General features: G+C 61.4%; 20 protein-coding genes. 18 read left to right on the top strand and 2 right to left on the bottom strand.

Features of this window, described 5'->3' with window-relative positions:
- Positions 1-54 precede the first annotated feature (54 nt).
- The 14 genes from phnF (at position 55) to phnE (ACVKSX_RS01180) (ending at position 11,373) form a co-directional block, all read left to right on the top strand.
- Entirely contained in the window at positions 55-768 is a 714-nt protein-coding gene (phnF, locus tag ACVKSX_RS01115) for a phosphonate metabolism transcriptional regulator PhnF (RefSeq protein WP_010247805.1), read from the top strand.
- Positions 768-1,214 carry a phosphonate C-P lyase system protein PhnG gene (phnG, locus tag ACVKSX_RS01120; protein WP_010247802.1) on the top strand — a complete coding sequence of 149 codons (447 nt, stop codon included), beginning with the start codon at positions 768-770 and terminating at the stop codon, positions 1,212-1,214. Before phnF ends, phnG begins: the two co-directional genes overlap by 1 nt.
- Positions 1,214-1,789 (top strand): phosphonate C-P lyase system protein PhnH, encoded by a 576-nt coding sequence (gene phnH / locus ACVKSX_RS01125; RefSeq protein ID WP_010247799.1) that lies wholly within the window; start codon positions 1,214-1,216, stop codon positions 1,787-1,789. Before phnG ends, phnH begins: the two co-directional genes overlap by 1 nt.
- Positions 1,789-2,865: a carbon-phosphorus lyase complex subunit PhnI gene (locus tag ACVKSX_RS01130; RefSeq protein WP_354438220.1), complete on the top strand. Its 1,077-nt coding sequence runs from the start codon at positions 1,789-1,791 to the stop codon at positions 2,863-2,865. The genes phnH and ACVKSX_RS01130 overlap by 1 nt, the downstream gene beginning before the upstream one ends.
- Positions 2,858-3,706: an alpha-D-ribose 1-methylphosphonate 5-phosphate C-P-lyase PhnJ gene (locus ACVKSX_RS01135; protein WP_010247794.1), complete on the top strand. Its 849-nt coding sequence runs from the start codon at positions 2,858-2,860 to the stop codon at positions 3,704-3,706. Before ACVKSX_RS01130 ends, ACVKSX_RS01135 begins: the two co-directional genes overlap by 8 nt.
- Positions 3,696-4,457 carry a phosphonate C-P lyase system protein PhnK gene (gene phnK, locus ACVKSX_RS01140; protein WP_354438222.1) on the top strand — a complete coding sequence of 254 codons (762 nt, stop codon included), beginning with the start codon at positions 3,696-3,698 and terminating at the stop codon, positions 4,455-4,457. Before ACVKSX_RS01135 ends, phnK begins: the two co-directional genes overlap by 11 nt.
- Complete coding sequence (phnL, locus tag ACVKSX_RS01145; RefSeq protein ID WP_187492837.1) at positions 4,458-5,171, top strand: phosphonate C-P lyase system protein PhnL; 714 nt, start codon at positions 4,458-4,460, stop codon at positions 5,169-5,171.
- Positions 5,168-6,304, top strand: a complete 1,137-nt coding sequence (gene phnM / locus ACVKSX_RS01150; RefSeq protein WP_062757903.1) for an alpha-D-ribose 1-methylphosphonate 5-triphosphate diphosphatase — start codon at positions 5,168-5,170, stop codon at positions 6,302-6,304. Before phnL ends, phnM begins: the two co-directional genes overlap by 4 nt.
- The gene (gene phnN, locus ACVKSX_RS01155; protein ID WP_163763041.1) at positions 6,304-6,840 is read left to right on the top strand and encodes a ribose 1,5-bisphosphokinase; all 537 of its coding nucleotides are present in this window, start codon (positions 6,304-6,306) and stop codon (positions 6,838-6,840) included. Before phnM ends, phnN begins: the two co-directional genes overlap by 1 nt.
- A gap of 65 nt (positions 6,841-6,905) precedes the next feature.
- On the top strand, positions 6,906-7,676 hold the full coding sequence (gene phnP, locus ACVKSX_RS01160) for a phosphonate metabolism protein PhnP (protein WP_163763120.1): 771 nt from the start codon (positions 6,906-6,908) through the stop codon (positions 7,674-7,676).
- A gap of 78 nt (positions 7,677-7,754) precedes the next feature.
- Positions 7,755-8,585 carry a phosphonate ABC transporter ATP-binding protein gene (gene phnC, locus ACVKSX_RS01165; protein ID WP_010247776.1) on the top strand — a complete coding sequence of 277 codons (831 nt, stop codon included), beginning with the start codon at positions 7,755-7,757 and terminating at the stop codon, positions 8,583-8,585.
- Between the two features lie 26 nt (positions 8,586-8,611).
- A complete protein-coding gene (gene phnD / locus ACVKSX_RS01170) occupies positions 8,612-9,538 on the top strand; it encodes a phosphonate ABC transporter substrate-binding protein (RefSeq protein ID WP_010247773.1) in 927 nt (308 codons plus the stop codon).
- Positions 9,539-9,631: 93 nt separating this feature from the next.
- Positions 9,632-10,492: a phosphonate ABC transporter, permease protein PhnE gene (phnE, locus tag ACVKSX_RS01175; protein ID WP_010670882.1), complete on the top strand. Its 861-nt coding sequence runs from the start codon at positions 9,632-9,634 to the stop codon at positions 10,490-10,492.
- The gene (gene phnE / locus ACVKSX_RS01180) at positions 10,489-11,373 is read left to right on the top strand and encodes a phosphonate ABC transporter, permease protein PhnE (protein ID WP_033767647.1); all 885 of its coding nucleotides are present in this window, start codon (positions 10,489-10,491) and stop codon (positions 11,371-11,373) included. The genes phnE (ACVKSX_RS01175) and phnE (ACVKSX_RS01180) overlap by 4 nt, the downstream gene beginning before the upstream one ends.
- Here phnE (ACVKSX_RS01180) and ACVKSX_RS01185 read toward each other — a convergent pair.
- A complete protein-coding gene (locus ACVKSX_RS01185; protein ID WP_163763040.1) occupies positions 11,327-13,942 on the bottom strand; it encodes an ATP-binding protein in 2,616 nt (871 codons plus the stop codon). The genes phnE (ACVKSX_RS01180) and ACVKSX_RS01185 overlap by 47 nt on opposite strands.
- 147 nt (positions 13,943-14,089) lie before the next feature.
- On the opposite strand from ACVKSX_RS01185, the gene ACVKSX_RS01190 reads away from it, so the two are divergent.
- The 4 genes from ACVKSX_RS01190 (at position 14,090) to ACVKSX_RS01205 (ending at position 18,367) form a co-directional block, all read left to right on the top strand.
- On the top strand, positions 14,090-15,604 hold the full coding sequence (locus ACVKSX_RS01190; RefSeq protein WP_033758244.1) for a sugar ABC transporter ATP-binding protein: 1,515 nt from the start codon (positions 14,090-14,092) through the stop codon (positions 15,602-15,604).
- A 10-nt stretch (positions 15,605-15,614) separates the two neighbouring features.
- Positions 15,615-16,595: an ABC transporter permease subunit gene (locus tag ACVKSX_RS01195; RefSeq protein ID WP_010670880.1), complete on the top strand. Its 981-nt coding sequence runs from the start codon at positions 15,615-15,617 to the stop codon at positions 16,593-16,595.
- 90 nt (positions 16,596-16,685) lie between these two features.
- The gene (locus ACVKSX_RS01200) at positions 16,686-17,624 is read left to right on the top strand and encodes an ABC transporter substrate-binding protein (protein ID WP_010670879.1); all 939 of its coding nucleotides are present in this window, start codon (positions 16,686-16,688) and stop codon (positions 17,622-17,624) included.
- 44 nt (positions 17,625-17,668) lie between these two features.
- The gene (locus ACVKSX_RS01205) at positions 17,669-18,367 is read left to right on the top strand and encodes a D-lyxose/D-mannose isomerase (protein ID WP_061901339.1); all 699 of its coding nucleotides are present in this window, start codon (positions 17,669-17,671) and stop codon (positions 18,365-18,367) included.
- Here the strand turns inward: ACVKSX_RS01205 and ACVKSX_RS01210 are convergent, their stop codons facing one another.
- Positions 18,368-19,111, bottom strand: a complete 744-nt coding sequence (locus tag ACVKSX_RS01210) for a response regulator (RefSeq protein ID WP_052270614.1) — start codon at positions 19,109-19,111, stop codon at positions 18,368-18,370. It abuts the gene before it with no gap.
- Positions 19,112-19,203 lie beyond the last annotated feature (92 nt).

The raw sequence follows: 19,203 nt of genomic DNA on the forward strand, positions 1-19,203 counted from the left end.
CGCAGCGTCTTTTCACTGCGTTCCCACTCTGTAACCCGTGAGGATTTCATCGTGATGGAGTTATCCAGACATCCGACCACTGTCTATCAGGCTGTTGCCGCACAACTGGAGCAGGCGCTGAAAGAGCGCTACCGCTGCGGCGACTATCTTCCTTCCGAGCAACAGCTGGCCGATCACTATGAGGTGAATCGCCACACGCTGCGTCGGGCGGTGGATGAGCTGGTGCACAAAGGGCTGCTGCAGCGCCGTCACGGCGTCGGCATCCTGGTTTTGATGCGCCCTTATGACTATCCGCTGCATGCCCAGGCGCGATTCAGCCAGAACCTGCTTGAGCAGGGCAGTCATCCCACCAGCGAACGGCTGCTGGCGGTGCTGCGTCCGGCCAGCAACGACGTTGCCAATGCGCTGGGCGTGAAAGAGGGCGACAACGTCATTCATCTGCGCACCCTGCGACGCGCCAACGGCGTGCCGCTCTGCCTGATCAACCATTTCCTCGCCGACCTCAGCTGGTGGCCACAGCTTCAGCAATTTAACAGCGGGTCGCTACACGACTTCTTAGTGGAGCACACCGGCAAGCAACTGGTACGCACCCAGACCCGCATCAGCACTCGCCGGGCGCAGGCCAAAGAGTGTCGGCAGCTCGACATCGCGCTGCATTCGCCGCTGCTCTGCGTGCGGACCCTGAACAAAACCAGTGATGGCGCGGTGGCGGAATACTCCGTCAGCCTGACGCGCGGCGACATGATTGAACTGACTCTGGAGCACTAATGGAACAGCAAACGGATCGCCAGCGCTGGCTGTCGGTGCTGGCGCACAGCAGCGCCGCGTTGCTTGAGACGCACTGGCAGGCGCTTAACCTCCAGCCCGCCTTTACCCTGATCCGTCCGGCAGAGATCGGGCTGACGCGGTTGCAGGCGCGGATGGGGGCCACCGGCAAACGCTTTGTGATGGGCGATGCCACGGTGACGCGCGCGGTGGTGCAGCTCAGCGACGGCACTCTGGGTTACAGCTACCTGTTAGGGCGTGACAAAGCCCATGCCGAGCGCTGCGCCCTGCTGGATGCGCTGTTACAGCAGCCGGAAACCCGGCAACTGCTGGAAGAGAAGATTATTACCCCGCTGGCGGCGTGGCGCGATGAGCAGCGACAGCTGCGCGCCCGCGAGATCGCCAGCAGCAAAGTGGATTTCTTTACGCTGGTTCGCGGAGATAACTGATGACTTTACTGGCAAGTTTTAACCATCCGGTGGCGGATGCGCAGCGCGCGTTTCGCCGCATTCTGAAAGCGATGAGCGAACCGGGCGTGATGGTCTCGCTGCCGCTGCAACAGGGCTGGGGCGCACTGTCACCGGCGGCCACGGCGCTGCTGCTGACGCTGGTCGATCAGGAAAGCCCGGTCTGGCTGGATGCGGAAATCGACAACGAACAGCTGCGCAACAATTTGCGCTTCCATACCGGTGCGCCGATCACCACGCAGCAGGATGCGCCTTTTGCCCTGAGCCATGCGGCGGCGCAGCCCGACCCGACGCAGTTCGCGGCCGGTGACAACATGTCACCGGAAAAAAGCACCACGCTGATTATCGAAGTGCCGTCACTGAATGGCGGCCTGACGCTGCGCCTCTCCGGCCCTGGACTGCGGGAAACCCGCGCCATCGCGCCACAGCTGCCCGAAAGCGTGCTGGAATATCTGCGCACTCGTCCGCATCCGTTTCCACAGGGCGTGGACCTGATCTTCACCTGTGGCGAAGCGATCATGGCCGTGCCGCGCACCACCGTTGTGGAGGTGTGCTGATGTATGTCGCGGTGAAAGGGGGCGAAAAAGCCATTTCAAATGCCCACCAGTTGCAGGCCGATCTGCGGCGCGGCGATAGAGCGGTAGCCGAACTCGGCTGCGATCAGGTGGCGCAGCAGCTGGGACTGGCGGTGGATCGTGTGATGACCGAAGGCGGGATTTACGATCCCGAACTGGCGGCGCTGGCGATTAAACAGGCCAGCGGCGATCTGGTCGAGGCGATCTTTCTGCTTCGCGCCTATCGCACCACGCTGCCACGCCTGGCGGGGAGCACGCCGCTGGCGACCGGTGCGATGCGCATCGAACGCCGCATCTCGGCGGTCTATAAAGATCTGCCGGGCGGCCAGGTATTGGGGCCAACTTACGACTACAGCCACCGTCTGCTCGACTTCACCCTGCTGGCCAATGGCGAAACGCCCGCCGCGCCGCGTGATGATCGTTCGGTGCCTGATCGGTGCCCGCACATGTTCAGCATGATGAGCGATGAAGGGCTGGCTGCCGCTGAGATGGATGACGGCAGCGAGCCTGTCGATATCACCCGCGAGCCGATGAGCTTTCCCGCCTCACGCGCCGCGCGCCTGCAACAGCTGGTGCGTGGCGACGAAGGCTTTCTGCTGGCGCTCGGCTACTCGACCCAGCGCGGCTATGGGCGCACCCATCCGTTTGCCGGCGAGATCCGCACCGGCACTCTCAGCGTCAGTATCTGTCCAGAAGAGTTGGGTTTTGAGCTGGAGATCGGTGAGCTGCTACTGACGGAGTGTGAAATGGTCAACGGCGTTGCCCACAGCGACGAAACGGCGCCGCACTTTACCCGGGGCTATGGGCTGGTGTTTGGCCGCGCCGAACGCAAAGCGATGGCGATGGCGCTGGTGGACCGGGCGCTGCAAAGCCGCGAACAGCATGAGCGTGTTACCAGCCCGGCGCAGGACGAAGAGTTTGTGCTGTCGCACGCCGACAACGTTGAAGCCGCAGGCTTTGTCTCGCATCTCAAGCTGCCGCACTACGTCGATTTCCAGGCGGAACTGGAACTGCTGAAACAGCTGCAGCACGATTATCAGGAGCGCACCCATGGCTGAACTCACCGGCTATAACAACGGCTATCTCGACGAGCAGACCAAGCGCACCATCCGCCGCGCCATCCTGAAAGCGGTGGCGATCCCCGGCTATCAGGTGCCGTTCGCCGGACGTGAGATGCCGATGCCCTACGGCTGGGGCACCGGCGGCATCCAGATCACCGCCAGCGTGATTGGCGATCAGGATGTGCTGAAGGTGATCGATCAGGGCGCAGATGACACCACCAATGCGGTGTCGATCCGCCAGTTCTTTAAGCGAGTCAGCAATGCTGCCACCACCGAGCGCACCGCCGATGCCACCCTGATCCAGACCCGGCACCGCATCCCGGAAACGCCGCTGGAAGAGGATCAGATCCTGATTTTCCAGGTGCCGATCCCGGAGCCGCTGCGCTTTATCGAGCCGCGTGAAACCGAAACCCGCACCATGCATGCGCTGGAGGAGTACGGCATCATGCAGGTGAAGCTGTATGAAGATATCGCCCGCTACGGCCACATCGCGACGACTTACGCCTATCCGGTCCGGGTCAACGATCGCTATGTGATGGATCCATCGCCCATTCCCAAATTCGACAACCCGAAGATGCACATGATGCCCGCGCTGCAGCTGTTTGGTGCCGGGCGTGAAAAACGCATCTACGCCTTGCCGCCTTACACCCGCGTGGAAAGCCTGGACTTCGACGATCATCCGTTCACCGTGCAGCAGTGGGATGAACCCTGCGCGCTGTGCGGCTCGCGCCACAGCTATCTCGATGAGGTGGTGATGGACGATCAGGGAACGCGGATGTTTGTCTGCTCCGACACCGACTTTTGCCATCAGCAGCAGGAACAGCAACATGCACAGTGAACAGCCGCTGCTTGCGGTGAACCAGCTCACCCACCTTTATGCGCCGGGCAAAGGGTTTGAGCAGGTCAGTTTTGATCTCTTTCCCGGCGAAGTGCTGGGCATTGTCGGCGAGTCCGGCTCCGGTAAAACCACGCTGCTGCAGAGCCTGTCGGCGCGTCTGACGCCGCAGCAGGGCAGCATCCTCTATCAGAACCGCGACCTCTATCAGATGAGTGAAAGCGATCGCCGTCGCCTGCTGCGCACCGAATGGGGCGTGGTGCATCAGCATCCCTTGGACGGGCTGCGTTCGCAGGTCAGCGCGGGCGGCAACATCGGCGAACGGCTGATGGCGACCGGACAGCGCCACTATGGCGACATCCGCGCCGAGGCGAGCCGCTGGCTGCAGGCGGTGGAGATTGACGCCGGTCGCATCGACGATCTGCCCACCACCTTTTCCGGCGGTATGCAGCAGCGTCTGCAGATCGCCCGGAATCTGGTGACGCAGCCGCAGTTGATGTTTATGGATGAGCCGACCGGCGGGCTGGATGTGTCGGTGCAGGCGCGACTGCTGGATCTGCTGCGGACGCTGGTGCGCGAACTGAATCTGGCGGTGGTGATTGTCACCCACGATCTCGGCGTGGCGCGACTGCTGGCGCATCGCCTGCTGGTGATGAAGCAGGGGCGGGTGGTGGAGAGCGGTCTGACTGACCGCGTGCTGGACGATCCTCATCATCCTTACACTCAACTGCTGGTCTCTTCGGTGCTCAATTAAATGACAACTATCACTCCGCGCCTGCGGGTAGAGAATTTGTGTAAAACCTTTGTGCTGCATAACCAGAAAGGCGCGGCGCTGCCGGTGCTGCACAACGCCAGCCTGACGGCAGGCGAGGGCGAATGCGTCGTGCTGCACGGTCATTCCGGCAGCGGTAAATCCACACTGCTGCGCGCGCTTTACGGCAACTATCAGCCCGACAGCGGCCACATTCGGGTCGCGCATCAGGGCGAGTGGATCGACATGGCGCAGGCATCGGCGCGCCAGATTATCGCCCTGCGCCGCGACACGCTGGGCTGGGTCAGCCAGTTTCTGCGGGTGATCCCGCGCGTGCCGACGCTGGAGATTGTGATGCAGCCGCTGCTGGAGCGCGGCGTCGAGCGCGCCTTATGTGAAGCGCGTGCCGCCGAACTGCTGACCCGGCTCAACGTGCCGCAGCGTCTCTGGTCGCTGGCCCCGTCCACTTTCTCTGGCGGAGAGCAGCAGCGCGTGAATATCGCCCGCGGCTTTATCGCCGACTATCCGGTGCTGCTGCTGGATGAACCCACCGCCTCGCTCGACAGTGTCAACAGCGAGGCGGTGGTGAGCCTAATTGAACAGGCGCGCGCCCGTGGTGCCGCCATCGTCGGTATTTTTCACGATCGGGCGGTGCGCGAGCGGGTAGCGGACCGGCTGCACCTGATGCACCCGATCGAGACAGGAGCGCAGGCATGATCATCAATAACGTCAGACTGGTGCTGGAAAACGAAGTGGTAACCGGATCGCTGGAGTTCCGCGACGAGCGCATCAGCAGCTTCAGCGAAACCACCAGCCAGCAGCCGGGCGCGCTGGATGGCGAGGGCGCCTGGCTGCTGCCGGGTCTGGTGGAGCTGCACACCGATAACCTCGATAAGTTTTTCACGCCGCGTCCGAAAGTGGACTGGCCGGCACACTCGGCGATGAGCAGCCACGATGCGCTGATGGTCTCCAGCGGCATTACCACGGTGCTGGATGCGATTGGCGTCGGGGATGTGCGCGACGGCGGGCACCGGCTGGATAACCTCAGCAAGATGATCGACGCCATCCGCGACAGCAACCGCAAAGGACTGAACCGGGCCGAGCATCTGCTGCATCTGCGCTGTGAACTGCCGCATCCCACCACTGCGCCGCTGTTTGAAGCGCTGATGGGCACGCCGGAGCTGGCGCTGGTGTCGCTGATGGACCATTCACCGGGCCAGCGTCAGTACGCGTCCCTGACGAAGTATCGCGAATATTATCAGGGCAAATATCAGCTCAACGACGCGGAGATGGATCAGTTCGAGCATGACCAGCTCACCCTGGCAGCAGAATGGTCACAGCCCAATCGTCAGGCGATTGCCGGACTCTGCCGGGAACATGGCATCGCCATTGCCAGCCACGATGATGCCACCGCGGCGCACGTTGAAGAGTCTCACGCCGCGGGCAGCCGCATCGCGGAGTTTCCGACCACGCTGGAGGCGGCACGCGCCTCGCGTTATCGCAATATGCAGGTGCTGATGGGCGCGCCTAACATCGTGCGCGGCGGCTCGCACTCCGGGAACGTCGCCGCCTGGGAGCTGGCGTCACACGGCCTGCTGAATATTCTCTCCTCCGATTACTATCCGGCGAGCCTGCTGGATGCAGCGTTCCGGCTGGCAGATGATGAGCGCAACAGCCTCGGCATGGCGCAGGCGATCGCGCTGGTCACCTGTAACCCGGCGCGCGCCTTAGGGCTCGAAGATCGCGGGGTAATCGCCGAAGGCTGCCGCGCCGATCTGGTGCTGGCGCACACCGCACACGGCTACCCGCACGTGCGGCACGTCTGGAGCAAAGGCCGGCAGGTGTACTGATGGCGCGGCTGATCTGGCTCACCGGTCCCTCGGGCTCGGGTAAAGACAGCCTGCTGGATGCGCTGCGGGCGGCACCTCCGCCACGGCTGCTGATCGCCCATCGCTACATTACCCGCGCCGCCGATGCGGGCGGTGAAAACCATGTGGCACTGACCGAGGCGGAGTTTGCCCGTCGCGCAGCACTCGGTCTGTTCGCGGTGAGCTGGCAGGCGCACGGTTTCAGCTATGGCATTGGCTGTGAGACGGAACAGTGGCTGCTGCGCGGGCAGAATGTGGTGGTGAACGGTTCGCGGCTGCATCTGGCGCAGGCGCAGGCCCGTTTCGGCTCGCAGCTGCTGCCGGTCTGTCTGCAGGTCACGCCCGCCGTGCTGGCAGCGCGGCTGCGCCAGCGCGGACGGGAAGATGAGGCGGAGATCGCCCGGCGGCTGGCGCGCGCCGCACAGCCACAGCCCGATGGCTGCCTTATCCTCAACAACGACGGCGCGCTGGTGGATACCGTGTGCCTGCTGCGTCAGATACTGGAGGCGCATCAATGAAACTCTCTTATCCTGGCACCGGCGGAGACAGTCCGGCATCGACATCCGCTACCAAAGGTGCATCAATGAAACTCACTTTTCTGGGTACTGGCGGGGTCACTGCCGCACCGCTGTCGGGCTGCGCCTGTCGCGCCTGTCAGCGGGCGCAGCTCAACAGTGGCTACGCGCGTGCACCCTGCAGCGCGCTGATTGAGTTTGGTCGCGAGCGCATCCTGCTGGATGCCGGTCTGCCGCTGCTGGCGTCGCGCTTCCCGCCCGGCACACTGACACGCATTCTGCTGACTCACTACCACATGGATCATGTGCAGGGGCTTTTTGCACTGCGCTGGGGAGTGGGCGCGCCGATTCCGGTCTGGGGGCCACCCGATCCGCGAGGCTGTGACGATCTCTACAAACACCCTGGCCTGCTCGATTTCCGTCCCGCCTTAACGCCGTTTGTGGCGCACGCCTTTGGAGAAATGCAGGTCACACCGCTGCCGTTGCAACACTCGAAGCTGACGCATGGCTATCTGTTCGACTGGCACGGCACCCGGCTCGCCTGGCTGTGTGACACCTGCGGTCTGCCGCCTGACACCGCCGACTTCCTGCGCGGCCAGCCACTGGATCAGCTGGTGATTGACTGCAACGATCCGCCGCAAGCAGAACCGCGTAACCATAATGATGTGACCCAGGCGCTGGCGATAGCAGAGATGCTCCAGCCGCGTCAGACCTGGCTCACCCATCTCAGTCATGAGATGGATAACTGGTTAGCTGAGAACCCGTTACCGGACGGCGTGCTGGCTGCCCGTGACGGCCAGACATTGCTGTGCGGCGCGCACTGGCCTGTCACGGTTTGATCATCTGACTGTCATCTCGTGTTCATCGCGTCACGCCTTAATAACCCGCAGAACGCAATCAGCGATGACGGAGAAACCATGGCACAGGCACTTCTGAAAACGGTGGTCGACAACGACCTGCCACCGGCCAGCCTCAGCGGACAAAAAGTGTTGTCGGTGCAGAAACTGAGCAAAGCCTACGGCGACACTCAGGTGCTGGATCAGGTCAGTTTCGACCTGCACGCCGGTGAGCTGGTGGCGGTGATTGGCCGCTCTGGCGCGGGTAAATCGACCCTGCTGCACATGCTCAACGGCACGATTGAAGCGACTTCCGGCGCGATTATCAGTCTGCATCATGGCGAAGCGGATCGTAACGTGGTTACGCTCAACAGCCGCCAGCTGCGCGAATGGCGCAGCCAGTGCGGCATGATCTTTCAGGATTTCTGTCTGGTGCCACGCCTCGACGTGCTGACCAACGTGCTGCTGGGCCGTCTGAGCCAGACCGGTACGCTGAAATCCTTCTTTAAAATCTTCTCCGACAATGACCGGGCGCACGCCATCGAACTGCTGCAGTGGATGAACATGCTGCCGCAGGCGCTGCAGCGGGCGGAAAACCTCTCTGGCGGTCAGATGCAGCGTGTGGCGATCTGCCGTGCCCTGATGCAGAACCCCAAAATCCTGCTGGCCGATGAGCCGGTGGCGTCACTCGATCCCAAAAATACCAAGCGTATCATGGATGTGCTGCGTCAGGTTAGCGAGCAGGGCATCAGCGTGATGGTCAACCTGCACTCGATTGAGCTGGTGAAAAGCTACTGCACCCGGGTGATTGGCATTCAGCGCGGCGTGGTGCTGTTTGACGGCCATCCTTCAGGACTGACCGACAGCCTGCTGCACCAGCTGTACGGCGATGAACTTAACCAAATCCATTAACTTCCACAGCAAGAGAACAACCCCGAATGAAACTGACTTCTTTAGCACTCCTGACCAGTGTAATGGCGTTTGGTGTCAGCGCAGCGGATGCGCCGAAACAGCTTAATCTGGGGATTCTGGGCGGTCAGAACGCCACCCAGCAGATTGGCGATAATCAGTGTGTGAAGACCTTCTTTGATAAAGAGCTGGGTGTGGATACCCAGATGCGCAACGCCTCCGACTACTCTGGCGTGATTCAGGGTCTGCTGGGTGGCAAGATTGATATGGTGCTGAGCATGTCGCCAGCCTCGTTTGCGTCGGTCTACATTCAGGACCCGAAAGCGGTGGACGTGGTTGGCATTGTGGTGGATGACAAAGATCAGTCACGCGGCTACCACTCGGTGGTGATCGTCAAAGCGGACAGCCCCTACAAAAAACTGGAAGACCTGAAAGGGAAATCTTTCGGTATGGCCGATCCCGACTCGACGTCCGGCTTCCTGATGCCAAACCAGGCGTTTAAGAAGATGTTCGGCGGCTCAGTGGATGACAAATATAACAACACCTTCTCCAGCGTGACCTTCTCCGGCGGCCATGAGCAGGACATTCTGGGCGTGCTGAATAACCAGTTTGATGGCGCAGTGACCTGGACCTCACTGGTCGGTGACTACAACAGCGGCTATACCTCTGGCGCGTTTGGCCGTCTGATCCGCATGGACCATCCTGATCTGATGAAGCAGATCCGCATTATCTGGCAGTCACCGCTGATCCCCAACGGTCCGGTGCTGGTCAGCAACAAGCTGCCCGCTGACTTTAAAGCGAAAGTGGTGTCGGCAATTAAAAAGCTGGATAAGGAAGATCACGCCTGCTTCGTGAAAGCGGTGGGCGGCGAGCAGCACATCGGTCAGGCGACGGTTGCCGATTATCAGAACATCATCGATATGAAGCGCGACCTGATGAAAGGCAGCCGCGGCTAAATCCAGCTACTCCTTTTCTTCTCCGCTCAGGCGGGGAAAGCGGGGCGCGGCAAACTTGCCCGCGTCCCGCTGCTTTAGCGCCGGAGATCCCCTTTGACCGAATTCGAACACTACTACCAACGCATCCGTCGCCAGCAGAAACGAGACACGCTGCTCTGGTCACTGCTGCTGGTGGCACTCTACCTGGCGGCGGGCAGGGTGGCAGAATTTAATCTGCTTACCGTCTGGCAGTCGCTGCCGCACTTCTTTGACTACCTGCACGAAATCCTGCCGGTACTGCATCTGCCGCTGCTGTTTGCCGACGGCAAGACCGAAGGCTCGCTGGCTTACTGGGGCTACCGTCTGCCGATCCAGCTGCCGCTGATCTGGGAAACACTACAACTGGCGCTGGCTTCGACGCTGGTGGCGGTGGCACTGGCCGCGGTGCTGGCCTTTTTCGCCGCCGACAATACCCAGACGCCGGTCAGCGTGCGGATGACGATTCGCGCCTTTGTCGCCTTCCTGCGCACCATGCCGGAGCTGGCGTGGGCGGTGATGTTTGTGATGGCCTTTGGCATCGGGGCGATCCCCGGTTTTCTGGCGCTGGCGCTGCACACCGTGGGCAGCCTGACCAAGCTGTTTTACGAGGCGATTGAGTCGGCGTCGGATAAGCCAGTACGCGGCCTGGCCGCCTGCGGAGCCAGCAAACTGCAGCGGATGCGCTTCGCCTTCTGGCCACAGGTTAAGCCGGTCTTTCTCTCCTACAGCTTTATGCGGCTGGAGATTAACTTCCGCTCCTCAACCATCCTTGGGCTGGTCGGCGCAGGCGGCATCGGCCAGGAGCTGATGACCAACATCAAACTGGACCGCTACGATCAGGTCAGTATTACGCTGCTGCTGATCCTGATTGTGGTGTCGCTGCTGGATACGCTATCCGGCCAGCTTCGTCGCCGTGTGACAGGAGACAGGACATGATAAGCACCGTTCCCGATATCGCGCTAATGAAGCAGCAGCATCGTGAACTCTTCGCCGCACAGCCGCGCTATCTGCGTCGCCTGGCGCTGATCACACTGGCGGTGCTGCTCTATTACCTCTTTTTCTTTTCGGTGTTTGGTCTGGAGTGGTCGCGTTTGCTGATGGGCTGCCAGCAGCTGGGGCGCTATTTCCTGCGGATGTTTGTCTGGCACGACTTTCTGAACTGGCCGTTTGGCTACTATCTGTCGCAGGTCGGCATCACCTTAGGGATTGTCTTTGCCGGCACGCTGACTGCCTCGCTGCTGGCGCTGCCGCTGTCGTTTCTGGCGGCGCGCAACGTGATGCACAGCCGAACCGCGAAACCGCTGGCGTTTCTGATGCGCCGTCTGTTTGACGTGTTGCGCGGCATCGACATGGCGATCTGGGGGCTGATCTTCGTCCGGGCGGTCGGTATGGGGCCGCTGGCCGGGGTGCTGGCGATCATCCTGCAGGATGTCGGTCTGCTCGGCAAACTCTACGCCGAAGGGCACGAAGCGGTGGAGCGTTCACCGGGTCGCGGACTGGGCGCCGTCGGCGCCAACAGCCTGCAGAAACACCGCTTCGGCATCTTCACCCAGTCATTCCCGCAGTTTCTGGCGCTGAGCCTTTACCAGATAGAGTCCAATACCCGCTCAGCGGCGGTGCTGGGCTTTGTCGGCGCCGGGGGCGTCGGTCTGGTTTACGCTGAGAATATGCGCCTGTGGAACTGGGATGTGGTGATGTTTCTGACGCTGATTCTGGTGGTGGTAGTGATGGTGATGGATGTGATCTCCAGCCGCCTGCGCAAGCGCTACATCAGTGGGAAGCCGGTGCCGTTGTGGCAGCCTGCTGCGCGCGATTAAGCCGTTCGCTGCGCTGCCAGGCCCGCTGTAACGCCTGCACCAGCTGTGCCTGCTGCCAGGGCTTCGCCAGCCGTTCGCACAGCGGCAGCGTCACCGGCTGATGGCGCAGGTCCTGACCGCTGATGAGCAGCGTCGCCAGCTGCGGCCAGTTCTGCTGCGCCTGGCGGATCACCTCCGCGCCGTTAATCTCGCCGGGCAGCATCAGGTCGCTGATCAGCAGGTCGATATCGGGTGTCTGGCGCAGCAGCGCCAGCGCCTCTTCACCGTCACCACACTCCAGCGTCAGATAACCCAGCTGATGCAGATGTTCACAGAGTGTCTGGCGCACCGCCGGTTCATCATCCAGCACCAGCACCAGCCGGTTACTGGCCGCCGCAATGTCCGTCTCAATGTGCACAGGCGATGGCGGGGCGATCACTGCGGCGACGGCGGCTTCCGGCGCGCGTGGCAACAGCAGCCGCACCGTGGTGCCCTGGCCTGGCGCGGTTTCCAGTTCGATCTGGCCGCCTGACTGCCGTACAAAACCATAGACCATCGACAGGCCCAGCCCGCTGCCGCTGCCGGTAGCTTTGGTGGTGAAAAAAGGCTCAAACACCTGCTCACGAACCCCGGCCGACATGCCGCAGCCGTGGTCTATCACCTCGATTGTGACCCTGTCACGCTTTTCATCCCCCTCCAGACGACGCTGATTCCAGATGCGCAGCCGGATTTCACCGCTTTGCTGATGCATCGCATCGCGGGCATTCACCACAAGATTCATCAGCGCATTCTCCAGCTGGCTGGCATCAATCCAGGCGGGCCAGCCGGGACGCTGCGCATCAATAATCAGCTGCTGGCCGGGCAGCAGCGAGTGCTGCAGCAGCCCCTGCAGGTTATCCACCAGCGTCACCACCGACACCGCACGGGGATAGAGTGCCTGCTTGCGTGAGAACGCCAGCAGCCGCTGGGTCAGCTGTGCAGCGCGGTCGGCCGCCTGCCGCGCCCGCTCAATCCGGCTGGCCAGCGGGCCGGGCGTCAGCTGGCCTTCGGTCAGCGCCAGACTGCCGATAATCACCGCCAGCAGATTGTTGAAGTCGTGCGCCAGTCCGCCGGTCAGCTGGCCGACCGCCTTCATCTTCTGGCTGTGCTGCAGCGCCTCCTCCAGCGTTTTACGCGAGGTCCGGTCCAGCACGGTATTGACCATGCCGCGCCGCGGGATTGGGCTGAAGCGCAGCTCAAGCGTACGACCATCGTCCAGCCGGATCTCCTGCGGCTCACCGGGATCGTGCAGATCCACCGCCAGCGGCGCCAGCAGTTGCTGCCAGGGAACGCCGCGATGCAGTTCATGCGGCGCGATGCCGAGCAGTTCCGCATACTGGGCGTTCCACACCACCAGCTGCCCGTTGTTATCAAACAGCGCAAAGCCGTCGCGCATCGCCAGAAAGGTGGATTCCAGCTGGTTGCTCTTCTCTTTCAGCAGCCGTGAGGTGTGAGCCAGAGAGGCGGTATTACGCGCAAAGACGTTAAAGGCCCGCGCCAGCTCGCCCAGCTCGTCGCGGCGTTGCAGCCCTGGCACGCTGACGTTCTGCTCGCCCTGCGCCAGCCGCGTCATGGCCCCGGCAATCGCCGTCAGGCTCGACCCGAGATTGCGGTAGATGTAGATACCGGCATAGCCGGTAATTGCCAGCGCCAGCAGCGCAAACAGCGCGATAAAGCCGATGATGGAATCCAGCTCACGGTGGGTCGCCAGGGTACGCGCCTCGCTTTGCAGCGCGACCTGCTGCACCGAGGCGCTGATATCTTCATTCAGCATCGCCACCAGCGCTTTAATCCGGTAGGTGGCATAGGCGATCGCCAGGTCGCTCTGTTCCAGCGCCTCCGCCAGCGGCAGGAGGCGCTGCTGGGTGGCCAGCAGTCGCTGCACATTTTCGCCAGTCACGCCCGTCAGCGGCACGTTGCGCCACTGCGCCATCACCTGCTGGAGCTGTTCGATGACGGCGATGGGCGAGGGTGTGCGGATCGCGATGGTGATCAGCCGTTCGGTTTGCTCCCGCAGTGCGGCATCCGGCAGCGTCCGCTGTTCCCGCTGCACCAGCTGGTCGATATGGCTGAGCAAAATCTGCGTCTGCCACAGGTCGCTCAGCATGTTGTTGCGCTGCAGATGACGCTGGTGGCCGGTCAGCAGCAGGCTGTTAATCGTCTGTTCCAGCATCAGGCTGCGGGCGCGGATCCGGGCGATGCGCTCCGGCTGACGTGCCGCCAGCGGCGCACTGGCCAGCAGGCTCAGCGACTGCTGCAACGCCTGCTGATTCTGCTGCAGCCGCTGTGATTCGCTCTGATACTCCAGCGCGCCCACCACCTGTGACAGCCGCACTGCCGCTGTCGCCACGTTGGCGGTATCCCGCGCCAGCGCCAGGCTGCCGTTCATGTCGGCCAGGGTCTGCGCCTGCGCCTGCTCCTGAATCGCCCCGGCATGACGAAAGCCGAAGATCGCCACCACGCTGACCATCAGCGTGACCGACACCACCAGCAGATTGAACAGCAACAGGCGTCCACGTGCCCCGGCCTGCCACGGATAAGTGCGCTGCATCCCACGACCTCTTATTCACTGCAACGATGGGCCGAGTATAGGAGCGTGCAGGCGGGCGTTTATGACAAATATGAACGGCCGCTGACATTTTCCGTTTATCTGGCGTTGCTTTACTGACGGCTATCCACAGTCCGCAGGAGCGAGGCGATGACAGCCACACCGATACTGGAAATGCGGGGAATTACCCGGCGCTTCGGCAGCTTTTATGCCCTGAAGGGCGTCGATCTCACGGTTTATCCCGGTGAGGTCCACGCGCTGATGGGGGAGAACGGCGCGGGTAAAAGCACACTGATGAAGATTCTGGCCGGTGCCTATACCGCCAGCAGCGGGGAAATTTTAATTGAAGGCAAGCCCTGGGCGCTGAAAGGGCCGAAAGAGGCACTGGCCGCCGGGATCACCCTGATTTATCAGGAGATCAACCTGGCACCTAACCTGACGGTGGCGGAGAACATTTTTCTCGGCAGCGAAATCGCGCCCGGCGGGCTGGTCAGGCGGCGGCAGATGGCCGAAGAGGCGCAGCGGGTCATTGACCGGCTCGGCGCGCAGTTCAGCGCCTGGGATCTGGTCAGCCGTCTGAGCATCGCCGAGCAGCAGCAGGTGGAGATCGCCCGCGCGCTGCAGCGCAACAGCCGCATTCTGGTGATGGATGAGCCGACCGCCGCGCTCTCCAACCGCGAAACCGAACAGCTGTTCGCGCTGATCAAACGGCTGCGCAGCGAAGGCATGGCGATCATCTATATCAGCCACCGCATGGCGGAGGTATATGAGCTGTCCGACCGCGTCAGCGTGCTGCGCGACGGGGAGTATGTGGGCAGCCTGACCCGTGACCAGCTCAACGCCAGCGAACTGGTGCGGATGATGGTCGGACGGCCGCTCAGCGACCTGTTTAACAAAGACCGTGCTATCCCGCTGGGCGATATCCGGCTGGCGGTCAATCACCTTACCGACGGCGGCAAAGTGCATCCCAGCAGTCTTGAAGTGCGGGCCGGAGAGATTGTCGGGCTGGCCGGGCTGGTGGGCGCAGGCCGCAGCGAACTGGCACAGCTGATTTTTGGCGTGCACAAGCCGAAAGAGGGCGAGATCTGGATCGATGGCGAGAAGGTCACCATCCATTCACCGCGCGATGCAATTGCACGCGGCATCGGTTTCCTCACCGAAAACCGCAAAGAGCAGGGACTGTTTCTGGAGATGGCGGCGCAGGAGAACATCGTGATGGCGACGCTGGAACGTGACGCCAGTTACGGGATGCTGAACCGCCGCAAAGGGCAAACCATCGCCAGTGAAGCGATCGCTTCACTCAATATTCGTGTTCCTCACGCTCAGGTCCGGGCGGGCGGTCTGTCGGGCGGTAACCAGCAGAAGCTGCTGATTTCGCGCTGGGTGGCAATTGGTCCGCGCATTCTGATTCTCGATGAACCGACGCGCGGTGTCGATGTCGGGGCGAAAAGCGAGATCTACCGCATGATGCAGGAGATGGCGCGGCAGGGTGTGGCGATTCTGATGATCTCCAGCGAACTGCCGGAAGTGGTCGGGATGAGCGACCGCGTTTACGTGATGCACGAAGGCACCATCGTCGGTGAGCTGGAGGGCAGCCACATCAGTCAGGAAAATATTATGACGCTGGCAACCGGTGCGCATAGCGCGTCAGCAGGCGAAATCTAAGGAGACCACCATGACACAACTGGCCCGCACCAAAGCACCGACGCTGAAACGCGCCCTGATGGGCGATCTGCTGCAAACGGTGGGTATCCTGCCGATTCTGATCCTGATCGTGGCGGTATTTGGTTTCGTCACGCCGAACTTCTTTACCGAAGCAAACCTGCTCAACATCACCCGTCAGGCGTCGATTAACATCGTGCTGGCGGCGGGCATGACCTTTGTGATCCTCACCGGCGGCATCGACCTGTCGGTGGGGTCAATGCTGGGGACCACCGCGGTGGTGGCGCTGGTAGCATCACTGGATCCAATGCTGGCTTCCATGACCATTCCGATGGCGCTGGGCGCAGGCCTGGTGATGGGGCTGTTCAACGGCATCCTGGTCGCCTGGGCCGGATTGCCGCCCTTTATCGTCACGCTTGGCACCTACACCGCGCTGCGCGGAGCCGCTTACCTGCTGGCGGATGGCACTACAGTAATCAACTCCGATATTAACTTTGAGTGGATCGGCAACGGCTATCTCGGGCCAGTGCCGTGGCTGATTGTGATTGCCTTTGCGGTGATCGCCATCTGCTGGTTCATCCTGCGCCGCACCACGCTGGGCGTACATATCTACGCGGTCGGCGGCAATATCCAGGCGGCGCGTCTCACCGGTATCAAGGTCGGAATGGTGCTGCTGTTTGTCTACGGCATGAGCGGCCTGCTGTCGGGGCTGGGCGGTCTGATGAGTGCCTCGCGGCTTTACAGCGCCAACGGCAACCTTGGGGTTGGCTATGAGCTGGATGCGATTGCGGCGGTGATCCTCGGCGGCACCAGCTTTGTCGGCGGCATCGGCACCATCACCGGCACCCTGATTGGCGCACTGATTATCGCCACGCTGAATAACGGCATGACGCTGATGGGGGTCTCCTATTTCTGGCAGCTGGTGATCAAGGGCGCGGTCATCATCATCGCGGTGCTGATCGACAAATACCGTACCCGTCATCATGTGAGTTGAGTCTTAAAAGGGCGGATGTGCCATTACACCTCCGCCATCTAAAAAACGCCATTAAGTGGTTGGCACCTTGAAAACAGCAGGAGAAGGTCTATGCGTTTTAATCCGATTGTAACCGGGCTGCTGGCGGCGACGCTGTTCAGTACCGGCCTGGCTCAGGCAAAAGAACTCAAATCTATCGGCGTAACGGTCGGCGATCTGGCAAACCCCTTCTTCGTGCAGATCACCAAAGGCGCAGAGATGAAGGCGCGTCAGCTGGCGGGCGATAAGGTGAATGTGACGCTGGTCTCCAGCGGCTACGATCTCGGTCAGCAGGTGGGCCAGATTGATAACTTTATTGCGGCCAAAGTCGACATGATTATTCTCAACGCCGCCGACTCCAAAGGGATCGCCCCGGCGGTGAAGCGGGCGCGTGATGCCGGTATTGTAGTGGTGGCGGTCGACGTGGCGGCCGATGGCGCGAATGCGACCATCACCTCCGATAACACCGAGGCGGGCGCGATGGCCTGTAAATATATTTCTGACCGCCTGAAGAACAAAGGCAACGTGGTGATCATCAACGGACCACCGGTCTCTGCAGTGCAGAACCGCGTTGAAGGCTGCATGACCGAGCTGAAAACCCATCCTGACATCAAGCTGCTCTCTTACAACCAGAACGCCAAAGGCAGTCGTGAAGGCGGACTGGAAGTCATGACCGGTCTGCTTTCTGCCAATCCAAAAATTGATGCGGTGTTTGCCATCAACGACCCGACAGCGATTGGTGCAGACTTAGCGGCGAAACAGGCGCAGCGCAGTGAGTTCTTTATCGTTGGCGTTGATGGCTCGCCGGACGGTGAAGAGGCGCTCAAGCGCAAGAATTCACTGTTCGTCGCGACGCCTGCGCAGGATCCACAGGTCATGGCCGCCAAAGCGGTCGAGATTGGTTATGACATTCTGCAGGGCAAACCGGCACCCGATAAGCCGGTGCTGATCCCGGTGAAACTGATCGATCGTAATAATATCGGCAGCTATCAGGGCTGGACGGTGAAATAAGCTTTAGGGCGGCACTTTTAGGGTGCCGCTCTCAGGAGGCCACCATGCAACGTTCAGAGGTTAATTATTACCTGCAACATACGCGCGAGTTTTTCCGACAGCAGGATGTGCATCTGCCGCCGTGGGCCGATTTCGATGTGAGCCAGTGGCGGGCTCAGGATCGTGAGGTCGCGCAGGAGATTCTGGCGTTGCGGCTGGGCTGGGATCTCACCAGTTTTGGCGCAGCTGATTTTCTGCAGACCGGGCTGACGCTGTTTACACTGCGCAACGGTTCACCAGGCGGGCAGCCGTGGCATAAACCCTACGCCGAGAAAATAATGCATGTGCGGGAAGGGCAGCAGACGCCGATGCACTACCATCCGCGCAAGATGGAAGACATCATTAATCGCGGCGGCGGGAATCTGATTGTCGAACTGCATAACCGCAACGGTGACGGGCTGGCTGACTCGCTGGTGGCGGTTTCGCTGGATGGCCTGCGCCAGACCCATGCCGCCGGTTCACAGCTACGGCTCTCACCGGGTGAAAGCGTGACGCTGGAGGCGGGCATCTGGCACAGTTTCTGGGGTGAAAGTGGCTTCGGCGACGTGCTGGTGGGCGAGGTGTCGATGCCCAACGATGACGAAAACGACAATGTGTTTCTGACGCCGCTGGCTCGTTTCAACCCACTGGAGGAGGATGAAGCGCCGCGCTGGCTGCTGTGTAATGATTACGCGCACTGGTTATCCTGCGCGCGGCAGGCGTAATCAGGCAATCTGACTGGCACGCGTTGTCGAATCGGGTTTCACCACATCGGCCGAAAAGACATAACCCAGTCCGCGAATGGTGCGGATCAGGTCGGGCTGGTGCGGATTGATTTCGATTTTACGGCGCAACCGCATGATCAGCACGTCGATGGTGCGGTCAAACACGTCGAGACTTTCGCTGTGGGTCAGCTCCAGCAACTGATCGCGGGTCAGTACCTTGCGGGCGTGGCGTACCAGCGCGCGTAACAGGCTATATTCCCCCTGGGTCAGCGGCACCAGCTCGCGCTGCGGATTAAACAGCTGGCAGCGGCCATCATCCAGTTGCCAGCCGCCAAAACGCCAGCCCTCCTGTTCAGGGTCGGCCTGGGCAATGCGTCCGCTGCGACGCAGGGCCGCCCGGGTTCTCGCTACTACCACGCGTGGATTAAAGGGTTTGGCGATGTAGTCATCTGCGCCCATCTCAAGGCCCACCACCATCTCCGCTTCAGAACCCATACCGGTCAGCATAATCACCAGCACTTCGGGTCGCTGACGCTGAAGCTGCTGCAACACCAGTAGCCCGTTGGTATCGGGCAGCATCATATCCAGCATCACCAGCGAGATTTCCGGGTGTTCGCTGAGCATCGATAGCGCCTCGCGTCCCTGATGACAGCGGTAGACCGTTAACAGATGTTCACTTAACGCATCCTGCAAGACGTCGCAGACTGCAGGATCATCATCCACCACCAAAATTGCTGGCTTCATTGCGCGGCCTCAATGTTACGAAAGAGTTAATTCAGGAGTCTACACAGACCAGAAAAGCGTGCTGAGGCAGCGTGCTGAAACGTGACCAGCTT

This window comes from Pantoea sp. PvP021, assembly GCF_054056055.1.